The following is a 21,362-nucleotide window of genomic DNA, read 5'->3' on the forward strand; positions in this document are numbered from 1 at the left end:
CGCCGGGGGCTTCCCTCACTCGTGACGGTGAGTGGTTTTCGCACGCCCGTACGCCGTAACTCAATGTGTTCGAAAGGCGGCGCAGCGTGCAAATGTCACGAGCGTACTCCTGCCCCAGAGGTCATTTCCGGCACTCGCTGAATATGACATGGCGATGATCCGCTCGGACTAAGCTCGCCCGCAGCGCACTGGGTTGAGATGAAATCGTGCGCTTGTTCCCCTATGTGCATGTTCCCCGATCATCAGTCGATTCGCTTCAGAGGGCTCACATGGCGAGTGTCCAACTTCCTTATGCACGTGTGCTGTTGCTGCCGGCCATAGTGATGGCCGCGGCGACCGGAGCCGCCGTCGCCCTGGTGACGGAGCCCGCCCGGACCGCTGTCGGGGTGTGCGGCGCCGTCGCGACCCTGCTGGTGACCGCCGCAACGGCCGAGGCGGTGCGCCGTGGCCGCGGACTGCGGGAGGCCCGAGCCGAGTACGCCCGTCACCGTGCGTATCTGGAGGCCCGGATCGCCGCCCACGACACGGAGACGCAGTACTTCACCCAGCAGGTTTTCCCCGCGACCCTCGACTACCTGCACAGCGGCAACGACCCCGACGAGGTGATCCGCGCCCTGCCCCGCCTCGACCCGGCCTGGCGCGACCTGCCGAAGTACCAGGTCCAGCTGCTCAGGACGATGCTGAAGATCATCGACGACGAGGAGAACCTGCGTGACTCCTCCCAGCGCTCCTTCGTCAGCATCGCCCGACGCGTCCAGGCCATCGTCCACCAGCAGGCCAAGGAACTCCGGGAGATGGAGGAGGACCACGGCCGCAACCCCGAGGTCTTCGACGACCTGCTGCGCATCGACCACGGCACCGCGCTGATCGGCCGCCTCGCCGACTCCATCTCCGTCCTCGGTGGCGGCCGCCCCGGACGCCAGTGGCCCAAGCCCGTCGCCCTCTACAGCGTGCTGCGCGGCGCCATGTCCCGCATCCTCGAGTACCGCCGTATCGACCTTAAGTCGATCGCCAAGATCAACATCAAGGGCATCTACGTCGAGCCGGTCATCCACGCCGCCGCCGAAATCCTCGACAACGCCACCCGCTACTCGCCGCCGACCTCCAAGGTGAGCGTCACCGCCACGGAGGTGCAGACCGGCGTCGCCATTGAGATCGAGGATGCCGGAGTCAGCCTGGACGAGCAGGCGCGGGCCCGTATCGAAGGCATCCTGGAGCAGGCCCAGCGGGGTGTCGACCTCCAGGAGATCGGGGGCAACCCGCGCCTCGGCCTCGCCGTCGTCGGCCGGCTCTGCACCGCGTTCAACATGCAGGTCTCGCTGCGCGCCTCCGCCTACGGCGGTGTCCGTGCCGTCCTCGTCGTACCGAGCGAGATGATCACCGACCAGCCCGGCGTGGGTCTCGCCCATGGCATCGGGGCGACGGCCGTGCCCCGCCCGGTCGACGCCCTCCCGGGACCGGAGCGCACGCCCAAGAAGCGACGCCCCACCAGCCCGCGCATCCCCGACACGGTCCCGATGGAGGACGACGTCCCCGAGGTCACCGAATGGACCGCGGGCGGGCTGCCGCAGCGCCGCAGCCGGGTGAAGACCCCGCTGGCCCAGCGGTACGCCGAACAGGCGGCCGCCGAGCGGGCCGAACGGGAGGCCAAGGAGCGGGGCGAGGAGTACCACGACATCTGGGCCGTGCCCGAGCCCGAGAAGAAGCGGAACGACCGCGAACCCGGGTTGTGGGTCGACGCCTTCTGGGAGGGCCTGAAGAAGGACCTCGACCCGGGTGTCCACCCCACCGACTTCACCCGCAACCCGACCGCATACCTGCATCTCATCAACGAACCGGCCCGCACCGAGGCCGATGACGAGGGGGACCTCAAGTGATCCAGCAACGCGCCAACTTCGACTGGATGCTCAAGGAGCTCGCCGACGGCGTACCAGGCGTCGAGATGATCGTGGTGCTCTCCGCCGACGGTCTGCGCATCGCCCGTTACGGCGGTGAGCCGGACGCCGCCGACCGGGTCGCCGCGGCCTGCGCGGGCGTACAGAGCCTCGCCGGAGCCGTCGCCCAGGAACTTCCGCACGGCGACGGAGAGATGAAGATGGTGCTCATCGAGATCAACGAGGGTTACTTCTACCTCATGGCGGCCGGTGCCAACGCCTACCTCGCGGTGCTCTCCGACATGACCTGCGAACCCGGCCGCATGGGGGGCATGATGCGCGACCTCGTCGTCCGCATCGGCGCCCATCTGACCAGTCCGCCGCGACGGAACGGGCAGACCGTATGACTCCTCCGAAACGCCAGAGGCGCTCCCCCCAGGGCGGCCCCCCTCCGCAGCCGGCCGGACCGGCCAAGAAGGAGGGCGAGGGCGGCAACCCCGAGCGGCTGTACGTCGTCGCCGGCCCGGACGGCGACCGGGCGGACATCGACCTCGTGACGCTGATCGTGGCCCGCTCCCCGGACCCCCCGCCCTCCGCCACCCCCGAGCAGGCGGCGCTGCTCCGGCTCTGCGCCGCACCCTTGTCCGTGGCCGAACTGTCGGCCTATCTCAGCCTGCCGTTCAGCGTGGTGACCGTGCTGCTCACCGAGTTGCTGACGGCGGAACTGGTCCAGGCGCGCTCCTCGATCGTCCGCAAGGCGCTCCCCGACCGTTCCCTTCTCGAAGCGGTGATGCATGGACTTCAAAGGCTCTGAGACCATCCCGGGACCCCGGGCCGAGGATCAGCTGCCGCATACGGCCGAGGCCGCGGTGAAAATCGTCATCGTGGGCGGATTCGGCGTCGGCAAGACGACCATGGTCGGCTCGGTCAGCGAGATCAAACCGCTGACCACCGAGGAGACCATGACACAGGCCGGCATCGGGGTCGACGACAACTTCGGCTCGGCGTCCAAGACGGCCACCACCGTCGCCATGGACTTCGGGCGCATCAAGATCACGGAACAGCTGGTGCTGTACCTCTTCGGGACCCCGGGCCAGGAACGCTTCTGGTTCCTGTGGAACGGGCTGTTCGAGGGTGCGCTCGGCGCGGTCGTCCTCGTCGACACCCGTCGCCTCGAAGTCAGCTTCGACGTCATGGGGCGCCTCGAGGAGCGCGGCGTGCCGTTCGTCGTCGCCGTGAACTCCTTCCCGGACGGCCCGCGGTACCCCGTCGGTGATCTGCGGTCCGCCCTCGATCTGTCCGAGCAGATTCCCATCGTGGAGTGCGATGTGCGGCGCCGTGCCTCCAGCCGTGACGTCCTGATGACCCTGATGCGCTTCCTGCACTCCCTCGCCTTGAGCCGCTCGCTCACCTGATCCGCGGCATCAGTTCCCCCAGCCCCTGCCTTCCCCTTCCGGAGCGACCACTGTGACGCCTGAATCCCACTCCCAGACGGAAGACTCCCCGACCGGCACGGACGGCCCCCGGCCCGGGCCGCCCCCCGGCTGCCCCGCGCACGGCCTGGGTCCCGGTGGGCTCGCCCGGCTGCACGAGTCGGAGGACCTGAGGAAGCTGTACGAGGAACTGCGGGCCGAACACGGTCCGGTGGCACCCGTGCTGATCCACGACGACGTCCCGATGTGGGTGGTCCTCGGCCATGCCGAGAGCCAGCAACTGGTGCGCACTCCCGCGCAGTACTGCAAGGACAGCCGTATCTGGTCCCCGCTCGGGGACGGTCTGGTCAAGCCCGATCACCCGCTGATGCCGCACATCGCCTGGCAGCCGATGTGCGCGCACGCCGAGGGCGACGAGCACAAGCGGCTGCGCGGCGCCATCGACGGCGCCGTGGCGGCCACCGACTTCCGCAGCCTGCGCCGGCACGTCAACCGCAGCGTCCAGCGGGTCGTCAACCGTTTCTGCGAGGTGGGCGAGGCCGACCTGGTCAGCCAGTACGCCGAGCATCTGCCCATGGCCGTGATGTGCCACGTCCTCGGTATGCCCGACGAGTACAACGACCGGATCGTCCAGGCCGCCCGCGACATGATCCGGGGCACCGAAACCGCCATTGCCAGCAACGCCTATGTCATGGCGGCCCTGGAACGTCTCACCGTCCGCCGCCGTGCCGAGCCGCTGGGGGACTTCGCCGGCCATCTCATCGCCCACCCGGCCGGGCTGACCGACGAGGAGGTCAGCCAGCACCTCAGAGTGGTCCTGATCGCTGCCTACGAGGCCACCGCCAACCTCCTCGCCAACGTGCTGCGCCAGGTGCTGATCGACCCGCGCTTCCGCTCCCAGCTCAACGGCGGCCAGATGACCGTGCCCCAGGGGGTGGAGCAACTGCTCTGGGACGAACCGCCGTTCAGCACCATCTTCGCCTACTACGCCAAGCAGGAGACGGAGCTCGGCGGCCGGCGCATCCGCAAGGGCGACGGACTGCTGTTCGCGCCCGCGCCGGCCAATGTCGACCCACGCGTGCGCCCCGATCCGACCGCCGACATGCAGGGCAACCGCTCGCACCTCGCCTTCGGTGGCGGCCCGCACGAGTGCCCCGGCCAGGACATCGGCCGCACCATCGCCGAAGTCGGCGTCGACGCGCTGCTCATGCGGCTGCCCGACGTGGAGCTCAGCGTCGACGAGGCGGAGCTGTCCTTCACCGAGTCCATCGCCTCGCGGCATCTCGTGTCGCTGCCCGTCCACTTCACACCCCGGCCGCAGCAGGACGTGACGCAGCGGCCGAGCCACGAGAACGAGGCGTCCCTGCAGCAGGACTGGCACATCGGGGGAGCCGCCCGGCCGGAGACCGCGGTGGCCTCCGAGCCGGCGCCGCCCGTGCCGCACATCGAGCCGCCCGTGCCGGTGCCGCCGCCTGCCCCGGTGACGGAAGCCGCCCCGCCGCGGAACGCGTGGCAGCGCCTCCTGCGCTGGTGGCGCGGCTACTGACCGGCCGCCCAGTCCTCGTACGACGTCCAGGCCGCGAGCACCCGGCCGCTGGTGAACCGGTGCTCCACGCCCGTCATCGGATCGGTGAACTCCAGCGCCCGCGCGAGTAGTTGCAGCGGACGCCGGAAGTCACCGGCCGGGACGGGGCCGGTCACCACGGGGTACAGCGGATCGCCGAGGATCGGCACGCCGAGGGCGTTCATGTGTACGCGCAGCTGATGGGTCTGTCCGGTGGCGGGCACCAGCCGGTACCGGCCCAGACCGTCCGGACGGTGGCCGGTGAGCTCCACACGGGTCACCGCGTTCGGCTCGCCCCCGACCTCCTCGGCGGTCAGCACCCCGCGTTCCTTCACGATCCGGCTGCGTACGGTCCGGGGCAGCTCCAGCGCCGGGTCGTACGGGGCGACGGCCTCGTACTCCTTGTGCACCAGACGGTCGCGGAACAGCGTCTGGTACGCGCCGCGCTCCCCGGGCCGCACCGTGAACAGCACCAGGCCCGCGGTGAGCCGGTCGAGGCGGTGCGCGGCGCCCAGGGCAGGGATGCCCAGCTCATGGCGGAGCCGGGCGAGCGCGGTCTGGGCGACATGGCTGCCGCGGGGGGTCGTGGCCAGGAAGTGGGGCTTGTCGACGACGACGATGTGCTCGTCCCGGTGCACGACCTCCAACGGGAACGGCACGGCCACCTCGGCGGGCAGCTCCCGGTGGAACCACAGAAACATACCGGGCGCGTACGGTGTGTCCGCCGGTACGGCCCGCCCGTCCGCCCCGACGATCAGCCCCGCGGCGAACATCGCGTCGATCACTGGCGCGCCGGCCGCCAGCCGCCGCACCAGATGCTCCCGCACCGTGGCCCACTGCTCCCCGGCGGGCAGTCGCACCCGCACCGGGTCCACGCCGTCGCGCTGCGGCAGGGGAGAGGGCGGCACCGTCCGTCTGCGTCTCACACCGAGCAAGCGTACGGGCGCCCTACGCGCACAGGGACGCGCCGCCGGCGCCCGGGCGGCCCGACCCGGTGCCGGTACGGTCTGCGGTGACCCGGCTGGGGGCCGTTCACGCCCGCACGTCCTGGTTCCCGTGGCCGGGCCCGCGGGACCCGAGGTCGTGGTGTGGGGAGCCCGTACCGGTGATCGGTGTGCTACCCATCCGGCGTGCTACCTGTCCGGAGTGCCCGGATCCGGCGGCTCCTCGTGGTGGAGCGCCCGGGTCAGCTCCGCCTCGATCTCGTGGAGCGGTCTGCCCTCGGCACGGGCGTAGTCGGTCACCGCGATGCGGACGTCCCGGGCGAGGTCCCGCCAGGCCCGCCAGGCCGTCTCCCACGTCGCCCGCTGGTGCGCGCTCCAGTGGGCGCGGGCGCGCGGGTCGTAGGTGTCCCGCAGTTGCTGTACCCGGGTGTGTGCCTCGTCCGCCGCACGGTGCTTGGCCACGAGTTCGTCGAAGGTGTGTGCCACGCGCCCGGATCCTGGGGCAGCGGCGCGCCGTCGGGGGCTCGCCACGCCGCCCGGCCCGGTGCGGGGTGCCGCGGTTCACCCGGCCGGTGGCCGGACCGGAGGTCAGGCGGCGGTTTCCGCGCCTTCCTGCTCCGCCTCGATACGGGCGTTCCAGTCCCGCTTGGAAGCCTGCCAGCCGTCCTCGTTGTGACCGAGCCGCCAGTACCCGGAGATCGACAGGTCCTCGCGCGGTATGCCGCGTTCCACGCGGAGCAGCCGGCGCAGCTCCTTCACGAAGTGCGCCTCGCCGTGGACGAAGGCGTGCACCCGGCCCTCGGGGAAGTCGAGGCTCCGCACGGCCTCCACCAACGCCTCACCGACGCGACGGTCGCCCCGGTGCAGCCACCGCACCTCCACGTCGGAGTCGATCTTCTGCTCCTCCTCGGGACCGGAGACCTCCACGAAGGCGAACGCCCTGGCACCCCGCGGCAGTGCCTCCAGGGACCGGGCGATCGCGGGCAGCGCGCTCTCGTCTCCGACGAGCAGATGCCAGTCGGCGGCCGGGTCCGGGGCGTAGGCGCCGCCGGGGCCGTTGAACCGTACGGTCTCGCCCGGCCGGACGTTCGCCGCCCAGGGGCCGGCCAGCCCTTCGTCACCGTGGACCACGAAGTCCAGGGTCAGCTCGCGGTGCTCGGCGTCCCACTGGCGCACCGTGTACGTGCGGGTGACCGGCCACTGGTCGCGCGGAAATTCCTCGCGGATGCGCTGAAGGTCGAAGGGCTCCGGATAGGTGACCCCCGCGGCCGGGAACAGCAGTTTGACGTAGTGATCCGTGCAGGTGTCCGCCGCGAGGCCGGCGAGGCCCTCGCCGCCCAGCACCACGCGCTGCATGCGCGGGGTCAGCCGCTCGGTGCGGACGACCTGGGCGGTGTGCGGCGTGCGCGCTGCGCGTCCCGGACGCTCTGCCATGAGGTGCCTCCCAGCTGTCACAGTTAGGGTTACCTAAGTTAGCACTCTCGACCTCCGTCGGTGGGTGAGCCCGGGTTCGGCCGTGCGCGCGGCTCACGACGACAGCGTCGTCAGCAGACGCCGCAGCGAGCCGCCCAGCCCCCAGCGGGCGGCCAGCGACTCCACTCCGTCCGGATCGCGCGGCGTGCGCGGCAGTGCCGTGTCGACGTCCGGCAGCGGGACGTCGTCCGCGACCCTGACCACCTTGGGGGCGACCGCGAGGTACGGGCGGGCCACATCCAGGCGCTTCCGCTGCGTCGGCGTGAGCCTGGCCCGGGGGTCGTCCACGGCAGCCAGGATCCCGGCCAGGTCACCGAACTCGGCCAGCAGCTTGGCCGCGGTCTTCTCCCCGACACCCGGCACACCCGGCAGTCCGTCACTCGGATCGCCGCGCAGCAGCGCCAGATCCGCGTACCCCTTGCCGTCCACCCCATACTTCTCGCGCAGCGTGGCCTCGTCGGTCACCTGGAGCGTGCCCACGCCCTTCAGCGGATACAGCACGCGCACCCCGCGCGCGTCGTCCACCAGCTGGTACAGATCGCGGTCGCCGGTGACGATGTCGACCGGTCCCGTCGCCCGGCCGGTGAACGTGCCGATCACGTCGTCCGCCTCGTACCCGGCGACTCCCACGCGCGCGATGCCCACCGCGTCGAGCACGGTCTCGATGACCGGCACCTGCGGGGACAGTGCGTCGGGCACCTCCTCCTCGTCCGGGCCCGCCGCGCGCTCCTCGGCCACGCGGTGCGCCTTGTAGGAGGGGATGAGCTCCACCCGCCACTGCGGACGCCAGTCGGCGTCCATGCAGGCCACCAGATGGTCCGGCCGGTGGTCCTTGACCAGACGGTCGATGAAGTCGAGCAGCCCGCGCACGGCGTTCACCGGAGTGCCGTCCGGGGCCCGGACGGACTCCGGAACGCCGAAGTAGGCGCGGAAGTACAGGGAGGCGGTGTCGAGGAGCATCAGTCGTCCGGTCACGTCCGCATCATGCCGCACCGCACCGACACTGCCCCGCACGCAGCGCCCCGTTGCGCTGTAAGCAACAGGTTGCGTCATCCGCCGCCTGTGTGAGGCGGCGCACGAATGCGTTTGCCCTGTGCAGAACCGGGGAGGCGCGGACCCGGAGCGATGCCGGTTGCAGTTTCAACTGTTGTGGGCCGCGTGAGCCGTCCGCCGGACATCGCTTCTGCCATGTGCCGTCGAGACAAGAGGTACGCGTGTCATCCAGGCTTGAGGCCGAGCACCTGTTCAAGGTGTTCGGCAGACGACCGGACCAGGCGGTCGAACGACTGCGTCACAAGAAGGCAGACCGGGACGAGCTGCGCGCCGACGGCGTCACCGCGGCCGTCATCGACGCCTCGTTCACGGTGGAGCCGGGCGAGATATTCGTCGTCATGGGCCTGTCGGGTTCGGGCAAGTCCACCCTGCTGCGGATGCTCAACGGCCTGCTGGAGCCGACCGCCGGGCACGTGCGCTTCGACGGTCAGGACCTGACCGCGCTGTCCGGCCGGGAACTGCGCCAGGTCCGCTCGAAGAAGATCAGCATGGTGTTCCAGCACTTTGCGCTGTTCCCGCACCGCAGCGTCCGCGACAACGCTGCCTACGGTCTTGAAGTGCAGGGCGTGCCCCGCGCCGAGCGTGAACGCCGCGCCGACGAGGCGCTCGCCCTGTGTGGCCTGGCCGGCTGGGAGAAATCGTGGCCCGACGAGTTGTCCGGCGGTATGCAGCAGCGCGTCGGCCTGGCCCGCGCGCTCGCCACCGACGCCGACCTGCTGCTGATGGACGAGTCCTTCAGCGCCCTCGACCCGCTGATCCGCCGCGACATGCAGGACCAGCTGATCGAGCTGCAGAAGAAGCTGAAGAAGACGATCGTCTTCATCACCCACGACCTCAACGAGGCCATGCGCCTGGGCGACCGCATCGCGGTGATGCGGGACGGCCGCATCGTGCAGATCGGCACCGCGCAGGACATCCTGATCCGGCCCGCCAACGACTACGTCGCCTCCTTCACCCAGGACGTCGATCGCTCCCGCGTCCTGACCGCCGGGTCCGTGATGGACTCCGACGTCCGCGGTGACGAGGCGGACTGCGGCTGCGAGACCGCGACGCCCGAGACCCCGTTCACCGACCTGTGCGCGATCAGCGCCCGGGTGCCGCACCCCGTGGCGGTGCTCGACAACGAGGACGCGCTCGTCGGCGTCGTGCCCCGGCAGCGGCTCGTCGGCTTCCTCGGCGACGAGGAGTCCGGCCCCGGTGTCTGTGACACCCCGCGGGACAAGGGCGGCGAGAAGGTGATGGCCCGTGCCTAGGATTCCGCTCGGCGACTGGGTCAACAGCACCGTCGACTGGCTGCTCGCCAACGTCACCTGGCTGTTCGACTTCTTCAAGGCCGTCTTCACCGGCGCCTACGACGGTGTCAACGCCGTCCTCCAGGCGCCCGAGCCGCTGATCCTGTGCGGCATCTTCGCGATGATCGCCTTCTGGCTGCGCGGCACCTTCGCCGGTGTCCTCACCTTCTTCGGCTTCGCCTTCCTGGACTCCCTCGAACTGTGGGAGGACTCGATGGTGACGCTGGCCCTGGTCATCGTCGCCACCGTGATCGCGCTGGTCATATCGGTGCCGGTGGGCATCTGGGCGGCCCGCTCGGACCGGGTCAGCGCCGTTGTCCGGCCGATCCTGGACTTCATGCAGACGCTGCCCGCGATGATCTACCTCATCCCGGCGATCCTGTTCTTCGGGACCGGCTCCGCCCCGGGCATCGTCGCCACGCTGATCTTCGCGCTCGCCCCGGGCGTGCGCATGACCGAGCTGGGCATCCGTCAGGTCGACAAGGAACTGGTCGAGGCCGCCGAGGCGTTCGGCACCACTCCCCGCAACACCCTGTTGCGCGTCCAGCTTCCGCTGGCGCTGCCCACGGTGATGGCGGGCGTCAACCAGGTCATCATGCTCGGCCTGTCCATGGCCGCGATCGCCGGCATGGTCGGTACCGGCGGTCTCGGCGGGGCGGTCATCGAGGCCATCGGCCAGCTGAACATCGGCCTCGGTGCCGAGTCCGGTCTCGCCATCGTGATCCTGGCGATCTACCTGGACCGGATGACCAGCGCCCTGGGCACCCACGTCTCCCCGCTCGGCCGGCGCGCCGCCGCCAAGGCGCGTGCCACCCAGGGGCTGAAGATCTGGTCCTACCGGCCCCGTCCGCAGGTCGCCGTGGTCGGTGTCGTCGTCCTCGCCCTGGTCGCGGGCGGTATGGGACTGTTCGGCGGCAGCGCCGGCGGCTCCGGCACCGCCGCCGACGCGAAGAAGGTCGGCGACGGCAAGAAGATCAGCATCGGCTACATCCCCTGGGACGAGGGCGTCGCCTCCACCTTCCTGTGGAAGGAGATCCTCGAGCGGCGCGGGTTCGAGGTCGAGGCCGAGCAGTTCGAGGCCGGACCGCTCTACACGGCACTCGCGCAGGGCACCATCGACTTCCAGACCGACGCCTGGCTGCCCACCACCCACGAGGCGTACTGGAAGAAGTACGGCAAGCGGCTCGACGACCTCGGCACCTGGTACGAGGAGACGACTCTGGAGCTGAGCGTCCCGGCGTACATGGACGACATCGACTCGCTGGAGGACCTGCAGGGCAAGTCCTCCACCTTCGGAGGGAAGATCACCGGCATCGAGTCCAGCGCCGGCATGATGGGTCTGCTGAAGGACAAGGTCCTCGGGGACTACGGCCTGGACAAGGAGTACGAGGTCGTCGACAGCTCCACCCCGGCGATGCTGGCCGAGCTCAAGCGGGCGTACAGCAAGAAGGAACCGGTCGTCGTCACACTCTGGTCGCCGCACTGGGCGTACAGCGACTACGACCTGAAGAAGCTGAAGGATCCCAAGGGCTCCTGGGGCGAGGGTGACGGGGTGCACCTGGTGTCCCGCAAGGGCTTCGCCGGCGACAACCCGGTCGTGGGGAAGTGGCTGAAGGACTTCTCGATGACCGAGAAGCAGCTCACCGGTCTCGAGGCCGAGATCAACAAGGCGGGCAAGGGCAAGCAGCAGGACGCCGTCCGCGCCTGGCTCGAGGACAACCCGGAAGTCGTCGACAAGCTGGCCCCGGTCGCGTCCGGCTCCGGCGACACCCCCGCCGAGGCGAAGCGGCCCCTGGACGTGGCCTGGTTCCCCTGGGACGAGGACATCGCCGTCACCTACCTGTGGAAGAACGTCCTGGAACGGCGCGGCTACCGGCTGAACCTCAAGCAGATGGAGGTCGGCCCGGTCTACACCGGCCTCGCCTCCGGGGACCTCGACCTCAATTTCGACGCCTGGCTGCCGTACGCGCAGAAGAACTACTGGGACAAGAGCAAGGACCGTCTCACCGACCTGGGCACCTGGTACGAGCCCACCTCGCTGGAGATCGCCGTCCCCTCGTACGTCAAGGACGTCCAGTCCCTCGAGGACCTCAAGGGCAAGGCCGACCTCTTCGACGGGAGGATCATCGGCATCGAGCCGGGCACCGGTGAGATGCAGCTGCTCAAGAACGAGGTCATGCCGGGCTACGGCCTGGAGGACGAGTACGAGGTCGTCGACGGCTCCACGCCGGCGATGCTGGCCGAGCTCAAGCGCGCCCTCGCCAAGAAGGAACCGATCGCGGTCACCCTGTGGTCGCCGCACTGGGCCTACAGCGAGTACGAGCTGACCAAGCTGAAGGACCCGAAGAAGGCCTTCGGTGAGGGCAACACGATCCGCACCATCGCGAGCAAGAAGTTCCCCGAGCAGTACCCGCAGCTCACGAAGTGGATCAAGGGCTGGCGTATGAGTGAGGACGAGCTGGGCACCTTGGAGGCGGAGATCAAGAACCGTGGCCAGGGCCATGAGGAGGAGGCCGTCGCCGCCTGGCTCGAGGAGCACCCGGACATGGTGGAGCGGATGACCCCGCAGTAGCGAGGGCCCCGCAGCGGCCGGTGCTCCGCAGCCAGTGGTCGACGGCACCGCGCCGTCCGCCGGCCGCGCGGTCCACCGCCGTACCGGCCAACCCCCGAGGGGCGGGCCCGGACCCGCACCTGACGGCGCGGCCGGGCCCGCCCCTCGGGCATGTCCCGCCCCTGCCGGGAACACGGTAGGAATCCGGCCAAACGCAGAGGGTGATGCCCTCCCCGAACCTTTCCGATCCTTCCCGAACCTCCCCGTGACCTTCTGCCCGGCCCGGGGAACAATGGCCAGAACACCCCTTTTCCGTATCCGTGGGAAACCGAGGGGCCCGCCGGGCGGCTGGCGCGAACCGTGAGGTCCGCACCGGCCTGGTGGGACGGCGACGTGACAGGCGCCTGAAACGGTTTGCCGAACGTGCGTAGGGTGCAGTCAACTCAACACAAGGAGTGCGCCGGTACGGCGGGCGTGCAGGGTGCGGGACGATCGGTGAGGAGGGAGCCGGAGCGATGGGCGACCACAAAGAACAGCCCTTGCGGGTGGGCGCGGCCGTGCGCCGCCGCCGCCGCGCGCTGGACCTCACCCTTGCCGTCGTGGCCGAGCGCAGCGGTCTGTCGGTCCCGTTCCTGAGCCAGATCGAGAACGAGCGGGCGCGGCCCAGCCAGACGTCGCTGGAGAAGGTCGCCGACGCCCTGCGCACCACCGCCGTGGAACTCCTCGCCGCCGCCGACCCGGCATGCAGTGTGGACGTCGTCCGCGCCGAGGGCAGCGAGCCCTGGGCGGAGCCCCGCGTGCGCTCCCTGGTGCGAGGTCACCACCAGATGTACGCCTCCGAGTTCACCGGTGACCATGACGCGGGCCGTGAACTGCAGTACCGCAACGACCAGTTGATGTACGTGGCGGACGGCGCCGTGGAGATCGAGGCGGAGGGCCGCGCGTACCGCCTCGGCCGCGGCGACACCCTGTATCTGACCGGAGGTGTGCGGCACCGCTGGCGGGCCACGGTGCCGGAGACCCGGTTGCTGGTCGTCGCGGTCGCCGAGGACATCGAGGCGCTGCGGGACAAGCCGCGCCGATGAGCCCCGCCCGGGTCGTCTCCCTCGTGCCCTCGCTGACGGAGGCCGTGGCCCACTCCGCCCCCGGCGTCCTCGTCGGCGCCACCGACTGGTGCAGCCATCCGGCCGGGCTGGACGTCGTGCGCGTCGGCGGTACGAAGAACCCGAAGGTGGACCGGATCACCGCCCTCGCCCCCGACCTGGTGATCGCCAACGAGGAGGAGAACCGCGAGTCCGATCTGGCGGCACTGCGGGCGGCGGGCCTCGACGTGCTGGTGACGGAGGTGCGCACGCTGGCGGGGGCCTTCGGAGAACTGGACCGGGTGCTCACCGCGTGCGGGGTGGCGCCACGGCCCCGGTGGCTGGAGGAGGCCGAAGCCGCCTGGGACGCCCTGCCCGCGCCTCCGGAGCGGCGGACCGCGGTCGTGCCCGTGTGGCGGCGCCCCTGGATGGTGCTGGGCCGGGACACCTTCGCCGGCGACCTACTGGCCCGCCTCGGCGTCGACCAGGTGTACGCGACCCACCCGGAGCGCTACCCCCGTATCCCGCTCGACGAGTTGCGCGCGGCGCGACCGGACCTCGTCGTGCTCCCCGACGAGCCGTACCGCTTCACCGCCGACGACGGCCCGGAGGCCTTCCCCGGGCTGCCCTGCGCGCTGGTCGACGGCCGGCACCTCACCTGGTACGGGCCGTCGCTGGCCGGGGCGCCGACGGTGCTGGGCCGGGCCCTGCGAGCAGCGAGCCGCTGACCGGGCCGCGCACGGTGTGCGGAGCGGCCGGCCCGGGCGGCGGCGAGGGGCGCGGTGCGCACGTCGGGTGCGCGGGAAGTACGGCGGCGGGGGCCGCCACGGTGGCGGTGCCCGTGACGCAAGTCTGCCCGTTGGGCCCGAGGCGACGCACGGGCGTCGCACACGAGGGCCGGACGGTGGCGAGGACCGTGGTCATACGGTCCTGCCCGGGGGGAGAACGGTCACCGGGGTGGGGGAGGGCGCTCACCAGGGAGTCCGCCCACCAGGGAGTCCGCTCCTGTGACGGCATAAGCTGGCCTTATGAGCAAGACGGAGGACCCCGTCGGCGACCGTCCCCTGAGCGTCGGATCGCTGGGTCACCGGGTGCCGGACCTCGGGGCGCTGGAGCTGCTGCTGGCGGTGGCGCGGCTGGGAAGCCTGGGCGGCGCGGCGCGCGAACTGGGCATCACCCAGCCGGCGGCGAGCAGCCGCGTCCGGTCGATGGAGCGGCAGCTCGGGGTGGCCCTGGTCGACCGCTCGCCGAGGGGATCGCAGCTGACCGACGCGGGGGCGCTGGTCACCGACTGGGCGCGGCGGATCGTGGAGGCGGCGGAGGCGTTCGACGCGGGTGCGCAGGCGCTCAGGGACCGCAGGGACTCACGGCTGCGGGTGGCGGCGAGCATGACGATCGCCGAGTATCTGCTGCCGGGCTGGCTGCTCGCGCTGCGCGCGGAACGCCCGGACACGGCGGTGTCACTGCTCGCGGGGAACTCCGCGGCGGTGGCGGAGCGGCTGATGTCCGGGGAGGCGGACGTCGGGTTCGTGGAAGGGCTGACGGTGCCGGCGGGGCTGGACTCCGCGGTGATCGCCCACGACCGGCTGATCGTCGTGACGGCACCGTCGCATGCGTGGGCGCGTCGGCGGCGGCCGCTCGCGGCCCGGGAGCTGGCGGCGACCGAGCTGATTCTGCGGGAGGAGGGGTCGGGCACGCGGCAGGTGCTGGACGCCGCGCTGGGTGGGCTGGCGCGACCGTTGATCGAGTTGTCCTCGACGACCGCGGTGAAGGCGGCGGTGGTGGGCGGGGCGGGGCCGGCGGTGCTGAGTGAGCTGGCGGTGGGGGAGGAGTTGGCTCTGCGGCGGCTGGTGCGGATTCCTGTGGAAGGGGTTGCGCTGACTCGGGATCTGCGGGCGGTGTGGCCCACGGGGCATCGGCCCACCGGGCCGGCGCGGGACCTGTTGTCGCTGACGCGGGGGTGAGTGTCCGGTGTGGTCTTCATGGCGTGCCCCTCGGTGGTGCTGAGCGGGGGAGGGGATGTGCGGCCCGGCGCTTACGGGGTGCCGCCGCGCCCTCCCGCGCCGCCCTGCGGCACGACTGCCGGTGTGACTGCCCGCGGAACGGAGGAGCGCCGGAGCGGGGGAGTGGGGAGCGGGGCGCGGTGTGGCCGAGCGTGGCTAAGCGGATGCCGAGGTGATCAGGGCTTGCATGACGCGTAGGTCGTCGTCCATTTCCGGGTGCCATTGGACGCCCAGGGTCCAGGGGGCGGTGGGGAGTTCGATGGCCTCCACCGTGCCGTCCTCGGCGTACGCCGAGGGGACGAGGTTCTTGCCCAGGCGGTCGACCGACTGGTGGTGATAGGTCGGTACGGAGGTTTCCTCCGGGACGGCGGCGGCGTAGCGCGTGCCCGGGACCGGCTTGACCGGGTGGCGGCCGAAGGTGCCCGGCACCTCCGCGTGCCCGTCGATGTGCTGGACGAGCGTGCCGCCGAGGGCGACGTTCAGCAGCTGCATGCCCCGGCAGATGCCGAGCAGCGGGACGCCCCGGTTGAGGGCGGCCTCGATCAGGGCCAGTTCCCAGGCGTCCCGCGCCCGCGCGGGCGGCCCGGTGCGCGGGCCGGGCTCGGCGCCGTAGCGGACGGGTTCCACGTCCGGGCCGCCCGCGACGACCAGGCCGTCGAGCCGGGCCACGGTGTCCGCCGCGTGCTCCGGCGCGTCCGGCGGGAGCATCGCGGCCAGTCCGCCCGCCCGCCGTACCAGCCGTGGGTAGCCGGCCGGCAGCAGCGCGGCATCCAGCTGCCACACGCCCCAGCGCACACCGGACTCCGCGTACGTGCTGATGCCGATCAGTGGCCTGGCCGACACGTAGGGCACCTCCCTCTGCCTCAGTCCCGTGACAACTCTGCCTCGGCCGCCGCCAGCGCCGCGAATTCCTCCTCCGGCGCCTTCGCCACCAGATGCTTACGGCTGTACAGGCCGAAGTACGCCAGCGCCACGATGTACACCGCCAGCGCGATGAACGCCGCCGTCACATCCACCAGGAACGTCGCCACCAGTGCCGCGCACGCCAGCACCAGTGCCACGGAGGAGGTCAGCACGCCGCCCGGCGTCCGGTACGGCCGCGGCAGTTCCGGTTCCCTGCGACGCAGAACGATGTGGGAGAGGGACATCAGCGCGTACGAGATCGTCGCGCCGAAGACGGCGATGTTCAGCATGCGGGCCCCGTCGCCCGTCCCGGCGGCCAGCGCGAAGCCGATCGCGCCCGGTACGAGCAGACCGAGGTACGGCGCCCGGCGGCTGCTGGTGAGGGACAGGAACCTCGGCAGGTAACCCGCGCGGGACAGGGCGAACAGCTGGCGCGAACCGGCGTAGATCAGTGAGAAGAACGACGCGACCAGGCCCGCGAGGCCCGCGTAGTTGACGATTCGGCTCAGCGTCGTCGCCTCGCCGTCCGGCTGGAGTGCCTCCACCAGCGGGTTGCCCGCATCCTGGACCGCGGCCGAGCCCCGCGCCCCGGCCGCCGCGAAGAAGGTCACCACGGCCAGCACCACCAGGATGCCCATGGACCAGCGGATCGCCTTCGGCAGCGTACGGGCCGGTTCCCTGGTCTCCTCGGCGGCCAGCGGTACTCCCTCCACGCCCAGGAAGAACCACATCCCGAACGGGAACGCCGCCCAGATGCCCAGCAGCCCCATCGGCAGCCAGGAGCTCGCGCCGAGGGCCGAGGAGTCCACCGGGATGTCGTCGAGGGACGACGCGTCGAACTCGGGCAGTGCGGCCAGCGCGAAGACCACCAGGGCCGCCACCGCGATGCCGGTGACGACGAAGCTGAACCGCAGCGCCTCCCCCACGCCCCACAGATGGATGCCGATGAAGACGATGAAGCAGGCCAGATACACCGGCCAGCCGGACTCCAGGCCGAACAGGCCCAGTGACTCGACGTAGTCGCCGATGAAGATGGAGATCGCGGCGGGCGCGAGCACGTACTCGATGAGGATCGCGGTCCCGGTGAGGAACCCGCCCCACGGTCCGAGCGCCCGGCGGGCGAAGCCGTAGCCGCCGCCCGCCGTGGGCAGGATCGAGGACAGCTCGGCGAGGGCGAAGACCATGCAGGTGTACATGGCGCCCATCAGCACCATGGCGATCGCCAGGCCGCCGAAGCCGCCCTCGGCCAGGCCGAAGTTCCAGCCCGAGTAGTCGCCGGAGACGACATAGGCGACACCGAGACCGGTCAGCAGCAGCCAGCCGGCGCTGCCGCGCCGGAGCCTTCTGCGCTCGAGGTAATCGTCCTCGGCGGCGGGTTCGTGGGGCGTGGTCGGAAGGCTCACGGGGCGACTCCCCAGGGGGCGGTGGCGAGCAGGGCGGCAATGGAGTGGATCCAGACCTTTGTGGGCCCATACCTTCGTGGCGCGAACGGCGTGCGCGCAAGACCCGTGCGTCAAGCCGCGGTAAACCCTGCCCCGACCCCCGGCGCGTCACGCCCTCACGCCAGAAACCCCCGCAGCAGCGCCGCCGTCCCCGCACAGTGCTCGCGCATCATCTCCCGCGCCCCGTCCGCGTCCCCCTTCAGCACCGCCTCGACCAGCGCCGCGTGCTGCCGCTGCGAGTGCTCCAGGTTGCGCACCAGCAGTGGGATGCAGTCCAGCAGATCGTTCACCGCGGCCCGTACCGCCGCGTACTGCGCGGTCAGTGTCGGTGAGCCGCACAGCTCCGCCAGCGTGAGGTGGAACAGCGTGTCCAGCCGCCGGTAGTCACCCAGTGGCGCCTCCTGCGTGCCGGACAGTGCCTCCCGCAGCCGTGCCGCCTGCCCGTCCGTCAGCCCGTGCGCCGCGCAGAGACCCGCCGCGCCCACCTCCAGCACCTCCCGGAAGCGCAGCACGTCCTCGATGTCCACCTCGGTGATCCGCCGCCGCAGCTCCCGCTCGCCGGTGTCCGTCGCGCGGGGCAGCACGAACGTTCCGCCGTACCGCCCGCGCCGCGACTCCACCAGACCCTGGTCCTGGAGCACCTTCAGTACCTCGCGCAGCGTCACCCGGCTGATGCCCAGCCGCTCCGCCAGCTCCCGCTCGGCCGGCAGCCGCTCCCCGCCCGCCACCAGACCCAGCCGCACCACCTGGAGGATCTGCTCCAACGCCTCCTCGAAGCCGTTGCCGGCACGGACCTGCCTCAGCACCGGTGCCAGACGGTCCCCGACCGCGCCGACCGCGTCTTCCGGCATCTCGTCGTGCCCCCTTCCCAAGCAATGGTTCTCCGCAATACCTTATGGCTCCCGGCTTGACCGAAGAAGCCCGAAGAAGCCCGAAGAAGCCCGAAGCAGCCCGAAGAGGCCCGAGGAGGCACTCCCGTGGCAGACCGCACACCACCGCTGGCCGTCGAGGAGCTGCACGCACTCGTCGCCGGCGGCGAGATCGACACTGTCGTCCTGGCCTTTCCCGACATGCAGGGGCGGCTCCAGGGCAAGCGGTTCGCCGCGCGCTTCTTCCTCGACGAGGTGCTCCGGCACGGCACCGAGGGCTGCAACTACCTGCTCGCCGTCGATGCCGACATGAACACCGTCGACGGTTATGCCATGTCCTCCTGGGAGAACGGTTACGGCGACTTCGCCATGTACCCCGACCTCGACACCCTGCGCCGGGTGCCCTGGAACGCGGGTACCGCCATGGTCGTCGCCGACCTCGCCTGGGCCGACGGCTCCCCGGTCGTCGCCGCCCCCCGGCAGATCCTGCGCCGCCAGCTGGACCGCCTCGCCGCGCTCGGTCACACCGCCCAGGTCGGCACCGAGCTGGAGTTCATCGTCTTCCGGGACACCTACGAACAGGCCTGGGACGCCGGCTACCAGGGGCTTACCCCCGCCAACCAGTACAACGTCGACTACTCGGTGCTCGGTACCGGCCGCATCGAGCCCCTGCTGCGCCGCATCCGCAACGAGATGGCCGGCGCCGGACTCACCGTCGAGTCCGCCAAGGGCGAGTGCAACCCCGGCCAGCACGAGATCGCCTTCCGCTACGACGAGGCCCTGGTCACCTGCGACCAGCACGCCGTCTACAAGACCGGAGCCAAGGAGATCGCCGCCCAGGAGGGCGTCTCGATCACCTTCATGGCCAAGTACAACGAGCGGGAGGGCAACTCCTGCCACATCCACCTCTCCCTCGCGGACGCCGCCGGCGACAGCGTCATGCCGGGCTCCGCCGAGGAGCCGGAGTCCATGTCCGAGGTGATGCGCCACTTCCTCGCCGGGCAGCTCGCCGCGCTCCGCGAGTTCTCCCTGCTCTACGCCCCGCACATCAACTCCTACAAGCGGTTCCAGCCGGGCTCCTTCGCCCCGACCGCCGTCGCCTGGGGGCGCGACAACCGCACCTGCGCCCTGCGCGTCGTCGGCCACGGCCGCTCCCTGCGCTTCGAGAACCGGCTGCCCGGCGGCGACGTCAACCCGCACCTCGCCGTGGCCGGCATGGTCGCCGCGGGTCTGTACGGCATCGAGCAGGAGCTCGAGCTGCCCGCACCCTGTCCCGGCAACGCCTACACCGCCGACTTCGAGCACGTCCCCACCACCCTGAGTGAGGCCGCCGAGCTGTGGGAGAACAGCGCGATCGCCAAAGCGGCCTTCGGTGAGGAGGTCGTCGCGCACTACCGCAACATGGCGCGCGTCGAGACCGACGCCTTCGACGCCGCGGTCACCGACTGGGAGCTGCGCCGCTCCTTCGAACGCATGTGAGGCCCTTCTTGTCCGAGCAGTCCTGCGACCACTCCTCCGAGCTCCAGGTACGCAACCCCGCGACCGAGGAGGTCATCGCCACCGTCCCGGCCACCACCCCCGCCGGCGTCGATGCCGCCGTCGTACGCGCCGCACGCGCGCAGAGCGCCTGGGCCGCCCTCGCACCCGGTGACCGGGCCCGGCTGCTGCGCCGGTTCGCCGTCACGGTCGACGAGCACATCGAAGAACTGGCGCGCCTGGAGGTCCGCGAGGCCGGCCACACCCTCGGCAACGCACGCTGGGAGGCGGGCAACGTGAGGGATCTGCTCGACTACGCGGCCGGGGGAGTGGAACGCCTGACGGGGCGTCAGATCCCGGTCTCCGGCGGGGTGAACGTCACCTTCCTCGAGCCCCTCGGCGTCGTCGGCGTCATCGCCCCCTGGAACTTCCCCATGCCCGTCGCCGCCTGGGGAACGGCACCCGCCCTCGCCGCCGGCAACGCGGTACTCCTCAAACCCGCCGAGACCACCCCCCTCACCGCCCTGCGCCTGGCCGGACTCGCCCTGGAGGCAGGGCTTCCCGAGGGCCTGTTCCAGGTGCTTCCCGGACACGGCCCCGTCGCCGGAAACGCCCTCGTCGAACACCCGGGCGTCGCCAAGATCGTGTTCACCGGATCGACGGCCGTGGGAAAACAGGTGTGGGCCAGGGGCGCGGACCGCCTCAAGCGCGTCACCCTCGAACTCGGCGGCAAGAGCCCCAACATCGTCTTCGCCGACGCCGACCTGGAGGCCGCAGCTGCCGCCGCCCCCATGTCCTTCCTCGACAACGCCGGCCAGGACTGCTGCGCCCGTACCCGCATCCTCGTCGAGCGTTCCGCGCATGACCGGTTCCTGGAGCTGCTCGCGCCCGCCGTCGAGGCGGTCCGGGTGGGCGACCCCGCCGACGAGACCGTGGACATGGGCCCGCTGATCTCCGCCACCCAGCTCGCCCGCGTCCGCTCCTACGGCACCGACGGCCTCGACGGCATCCGCGGGAAGGCTCCCGAGGGCCCCGGCTACTGGTTCCCGCCCACCGTCCTCACCGGCGTCGACCCGGGCGCCCGCGTCGCCGTGGAGGAGGTGTTCGGCCCCGTCGCCGTCGTCCTCCCCTTCGACGACGAGGCCGACGCCGTACGCCTGGCCAACGCCACCGACCACGGCCTGTCCGGCTCGGTCTGGACCCGGGACGTCGGCCGCGCCCTGCGCGTCTCCCAGGCCGTCCGCGCGGGCAACCTGTCCGTCAACTCCCACTCCAGCGTCCGCTACTGGACCCCCTTCGGCGGGTTCAAACAGTCCGGCGTCGGGCGCGAGCTCGGCCCGGACGCGCTGACCGCCTTCACCGAAACCAAGAACGTATTCATCAGCACGGAGGCCTGACCGCAC

At 71.2% G+C, this 21,362-nt stretch carries 19 protein-coding genes; 12 read left to right on the top strand and 7 right to left on the bottom strand.

What is annotated here, in order from left to right; all coding sequences use genetic code 11:
- Positions 1-269: 269 nt before the first annotated feature.
- From ACZ5C2_RS25030 to ACZ5C2_RS25050, 5 genes are read left to right on the top strand one after another with little or no spacing between them, the layout of a single operon-like run.
- A complete protein-coding gene (locus tag ACZ5C2_RS25030) occupies positions 270-1,877 on the top strand; it encodes a sensor histidine kinase (RefSeq protein WP_468794978.1) in 1,608 nt (535 codons plus the stop codon).
- Positions 1,874-2,281, top strand: a complete 408-nt coding sequence (locus tag ACZ5C2_RS25035; RefSeq protein ID WP_125507959.1) for a roadblock/LC7 domain-containing protein — start codon at positions 1,874-1,876, stop codon at positions 2,279-2,281. Before ACZ5C2_RS25030 ends, ACZ5C2_RS25035 begins: the two co-directional genes overlap by 4 nt.
- Positions 2,278-2,688, top strand: coding sequence for a DUF742 domain-containing protein (locus tag ACZ5C2_RS25040; protein ID WP_468794981.1), 411 nt, complete (start codon positions 2,278-2,280; stop codon positions 2,686-2,688). Before ACZ5C2_RS25035 ends, ACZ5C2_RS25040 begins: the two co-directional genes overlap by 4 nt.
- On the top strand, positions 2,669-3,289 hold the full coding sequence (locus ACZ5C2_RS25045; protein ID WP_468794984.1) for a GTP-binding protein: 621 nt from the start codon (positions 2,669-2,671) through the stop codon (positions 3,287-3,289). Before ACZ5C2_RS25040 ends, ACZ5C2_RS25045 begins: the two co-directional genes overlap by 20 nt.
- 52 nt (positions 3,290-3,341) lie before the next feature.
- On the top strand, positions 3,342-4,853 hold the full coding sequence (locus ACZ5C2_RS25050) for a cytochrome P450 (protein WP_468794987.1): 1,512 nt from the start codon (positions 3,342-3,344) through the stop codon (positions 4,851-4,853).
- Here ACZ5C2_RS25050 and ACZ5C2_RS25055 read toward each other — a convergent pair.
- The 4 genes from ACZ5C2_RS25055 to ACZ5C2_RS25070 form a co-directional block, all read right to left on the bottom strand.
- On the bottom strand, positions 4,847-5,797 hold the full coding sequence (locus tag ACZ5C2_RS25055) for an RluA family pseudouridine synthase (RefSeq protein ID WP_468794990.1): 951 nt from the start codon (positions 5,795-5,797) through the stop codon (positions 4,847-4,849). The genes ACZ5C2_RS25050 and ACZ5C2_RS25055 overlap by 7 nt on opposite strands.
- A 207-nt stretch (positions 5,798-6,004) precedes the next feature.
- Positions 6,005-6,301 (bottom strand): hypothetical protein, encoded by a 297-nt coding sequence (locus ACZ5C2_RS25060; RefSeq protein WP_468794993.1) that lies wholly within the window; start codon positions 6,299-6,301, stop codon positions 6,005-6,007.
- Between the two features lie 102 nt (positions 6,302-6,403).
- Positions 6,404-7,249 (bottom strand): siderophore-interacting protein, encoded by an 846-nt coding sequence (locus tag ACZ5C2_RS25065; RefSeq protein ID WP_468794996.1) that lies wholly within the window; start codon positions 7,247-7,249, stop codon positions 6,404-6,406.
- A gap of 93 nt (positions 7,250-7,342) precedes the next feature.
- Positions 7,343-8,248: a 5'-3' exonuclease gene (locus tag ACZ5C2_RS25070; RefSeq protein WP_468795050.1), complete on the bottom strand. Its 906-nt coding sequence runs from the start codon at positions 8,246-8,248 to the stop codon at positions 7,343-7,345.
- A gap of 254 nt (positions 8,249-8,502) precedes the next feature.
- On the opposite strand from ACZ5C2_RS25070, the gene ACZ5C2_RS25075 reads away from it, so the two are divergent.
- The 5 genes from ACZ5C2_RS25075 to ACZ5C2_RS25095 all read left to right on the top strand — a co-directional run bounded on the left by ACZ5C2_RS25075 (position 8,503) and on the right by ACZ5C2_RS25095 (position 15,230).
- Positions 8,503-9,594 (top strand): quaternary amine ABC transporter ATP-binding protein, encoded by a 1,092-nt coding sequence (locus ACZ5C2_RS25075; RefSeq protein ID WP_468794999.1) that lies wholly within the window; start codon positions 8,503-8,505, stop codon positions 9,592-9,594.
- Entirely contained in the window at positions 9,587-12,205 is a 2,619-nt protein-coding gene (locus ACZ5C2_RS25080; protein WP_468795002.1) for an ABC transporter permease/substrate binding protein, read from the top strand. The genes ACZ5C2_RS25075 and ACZ5C2_RS25080 overlap by 8 nt, the downstream gene beginning before the upstream one ends.
- 494 nt (positions 12,206-12,699) lie before the next feature.
- A complete protein-coding gene (locus ACZ5C2_RS25085; protein WP_468795005.1) occupies positions 12,700-13,269 on the top strand; it encodes a helix-turn-helix domain-containing protein in 570 nt (189 codons plus the stop codon).
- Positions 13,266-13,994, top strand: a complete 729-nt coding sequence (locus ACZ5C2_RS25090) for a helical backbone metal receptor (protein WP_468795008.1) — start codon at positions 13,266-13,268, stop codon at positions 13,992-13,994. Before ACZ5C2_RS25085 ends, ACZ5C2_RS25090 begins: the two co-directional genes overlap by 4 nt.
- 300 nt (positions 13,995-14,294) lie before the next feature.
- The gene (locus tag ACZ5C2_RS25095; protein WP_468795011.1) at positions 14,295-15,230 is read left to right on the top strand and encodes a LysR family transcriptional regulator; all 936 of its coding nucleotides are present in this window, start codon (positions 14,295-14,297) and stop codon (positions 15,228-15,230) included.
- Positions 15,231-15,425: 195 nt separating this feature from the next.
- On the opposite strand, the gene ACZ5C2_RS25100 is transcribed toward ACZ5C2_RS25095, so the two are convergent.
- From ACZ5C2_RS25100 to ACZ5C2_RS25110, 3 genes are all read right to left on the bottom strand, one after another.
- Positions 15,426-16,112 carry a gamma-glutamyl-gamma-aminobutyrate hydrolase family protein gene (locus ACZ5C2_RS25100; protein WP_468795014.1) on the bottom strand — a complete coding sequence of 229 codons (687 nt, stop codon included), beginning with the start codon at positions 16,110-16,112 and terminating at the stop codon, positions 15,426-15,428.
- A 20-nt stretch (positions 16,113-16,132) separates the two neighbouring features.
- A complete protein-coding gene (gene eat / locus ACZ5C2_RS25105) occupies positions 16,133-17,575 on the bottom strand; it encodes an ethanolamine permease (protein WP_468795017.1) in 1,443 nt (480 codons plus the stop codon).
- Between the two features lie 155 nt (positions 17,576-17,730).
- Positions 17,731-18,465, bottom strand: coding sequence for a FadR/GntR family transcriptional regulator (locus tag ACZ5C2_RS25110; RefSeq protein WP_468795020.1), 735 nt, complete (start codon positions 18,463-18,465; stop codon positions 17,731-17,733).
- A 126-nt stretch (positions 18,466-18,591) separates the two neighbouring features.
- Here ACZ5C2_RS25110 and ACZ5C2_RS25115 point away from each other — a divergent pair, with 126 nt between their 5' ends.
- Both ACZ5C2_RS25115 and ACZ5C2_RS25120 read left to right on the top strand, forming a co-directional pair.
- Positions 18,592-19,962: a glutamine synthetase family protein gene (locus ACZ5C2_RS25115; protein WP_468795023.1), complete on the top strand. Its 1,371-nt coding sequence runs from the start codon at positions 18,592-18,594 to the stop codon at positions 19,960-19,962.
- A gap of 8 nt (positions 19,963-19,970) precedes the next feature.
- On the top strand, positions 19,971-21,356 hold the full coding sequence (locus ACZ5C2_RS25120; protein WP_468795026.1) for an aldehyde dehydrogenase family protein: 1,386 nt from the start codon (positions 19,971-19,973) through the stop codon (positions 21,354-21,356).
- Positions 21,357-21,362 lie beyond the last annotated feature (6 nt).

It is taken from the genome of Streptomyces sp. NPDC031365 (genome assembly GCF_055569765.1).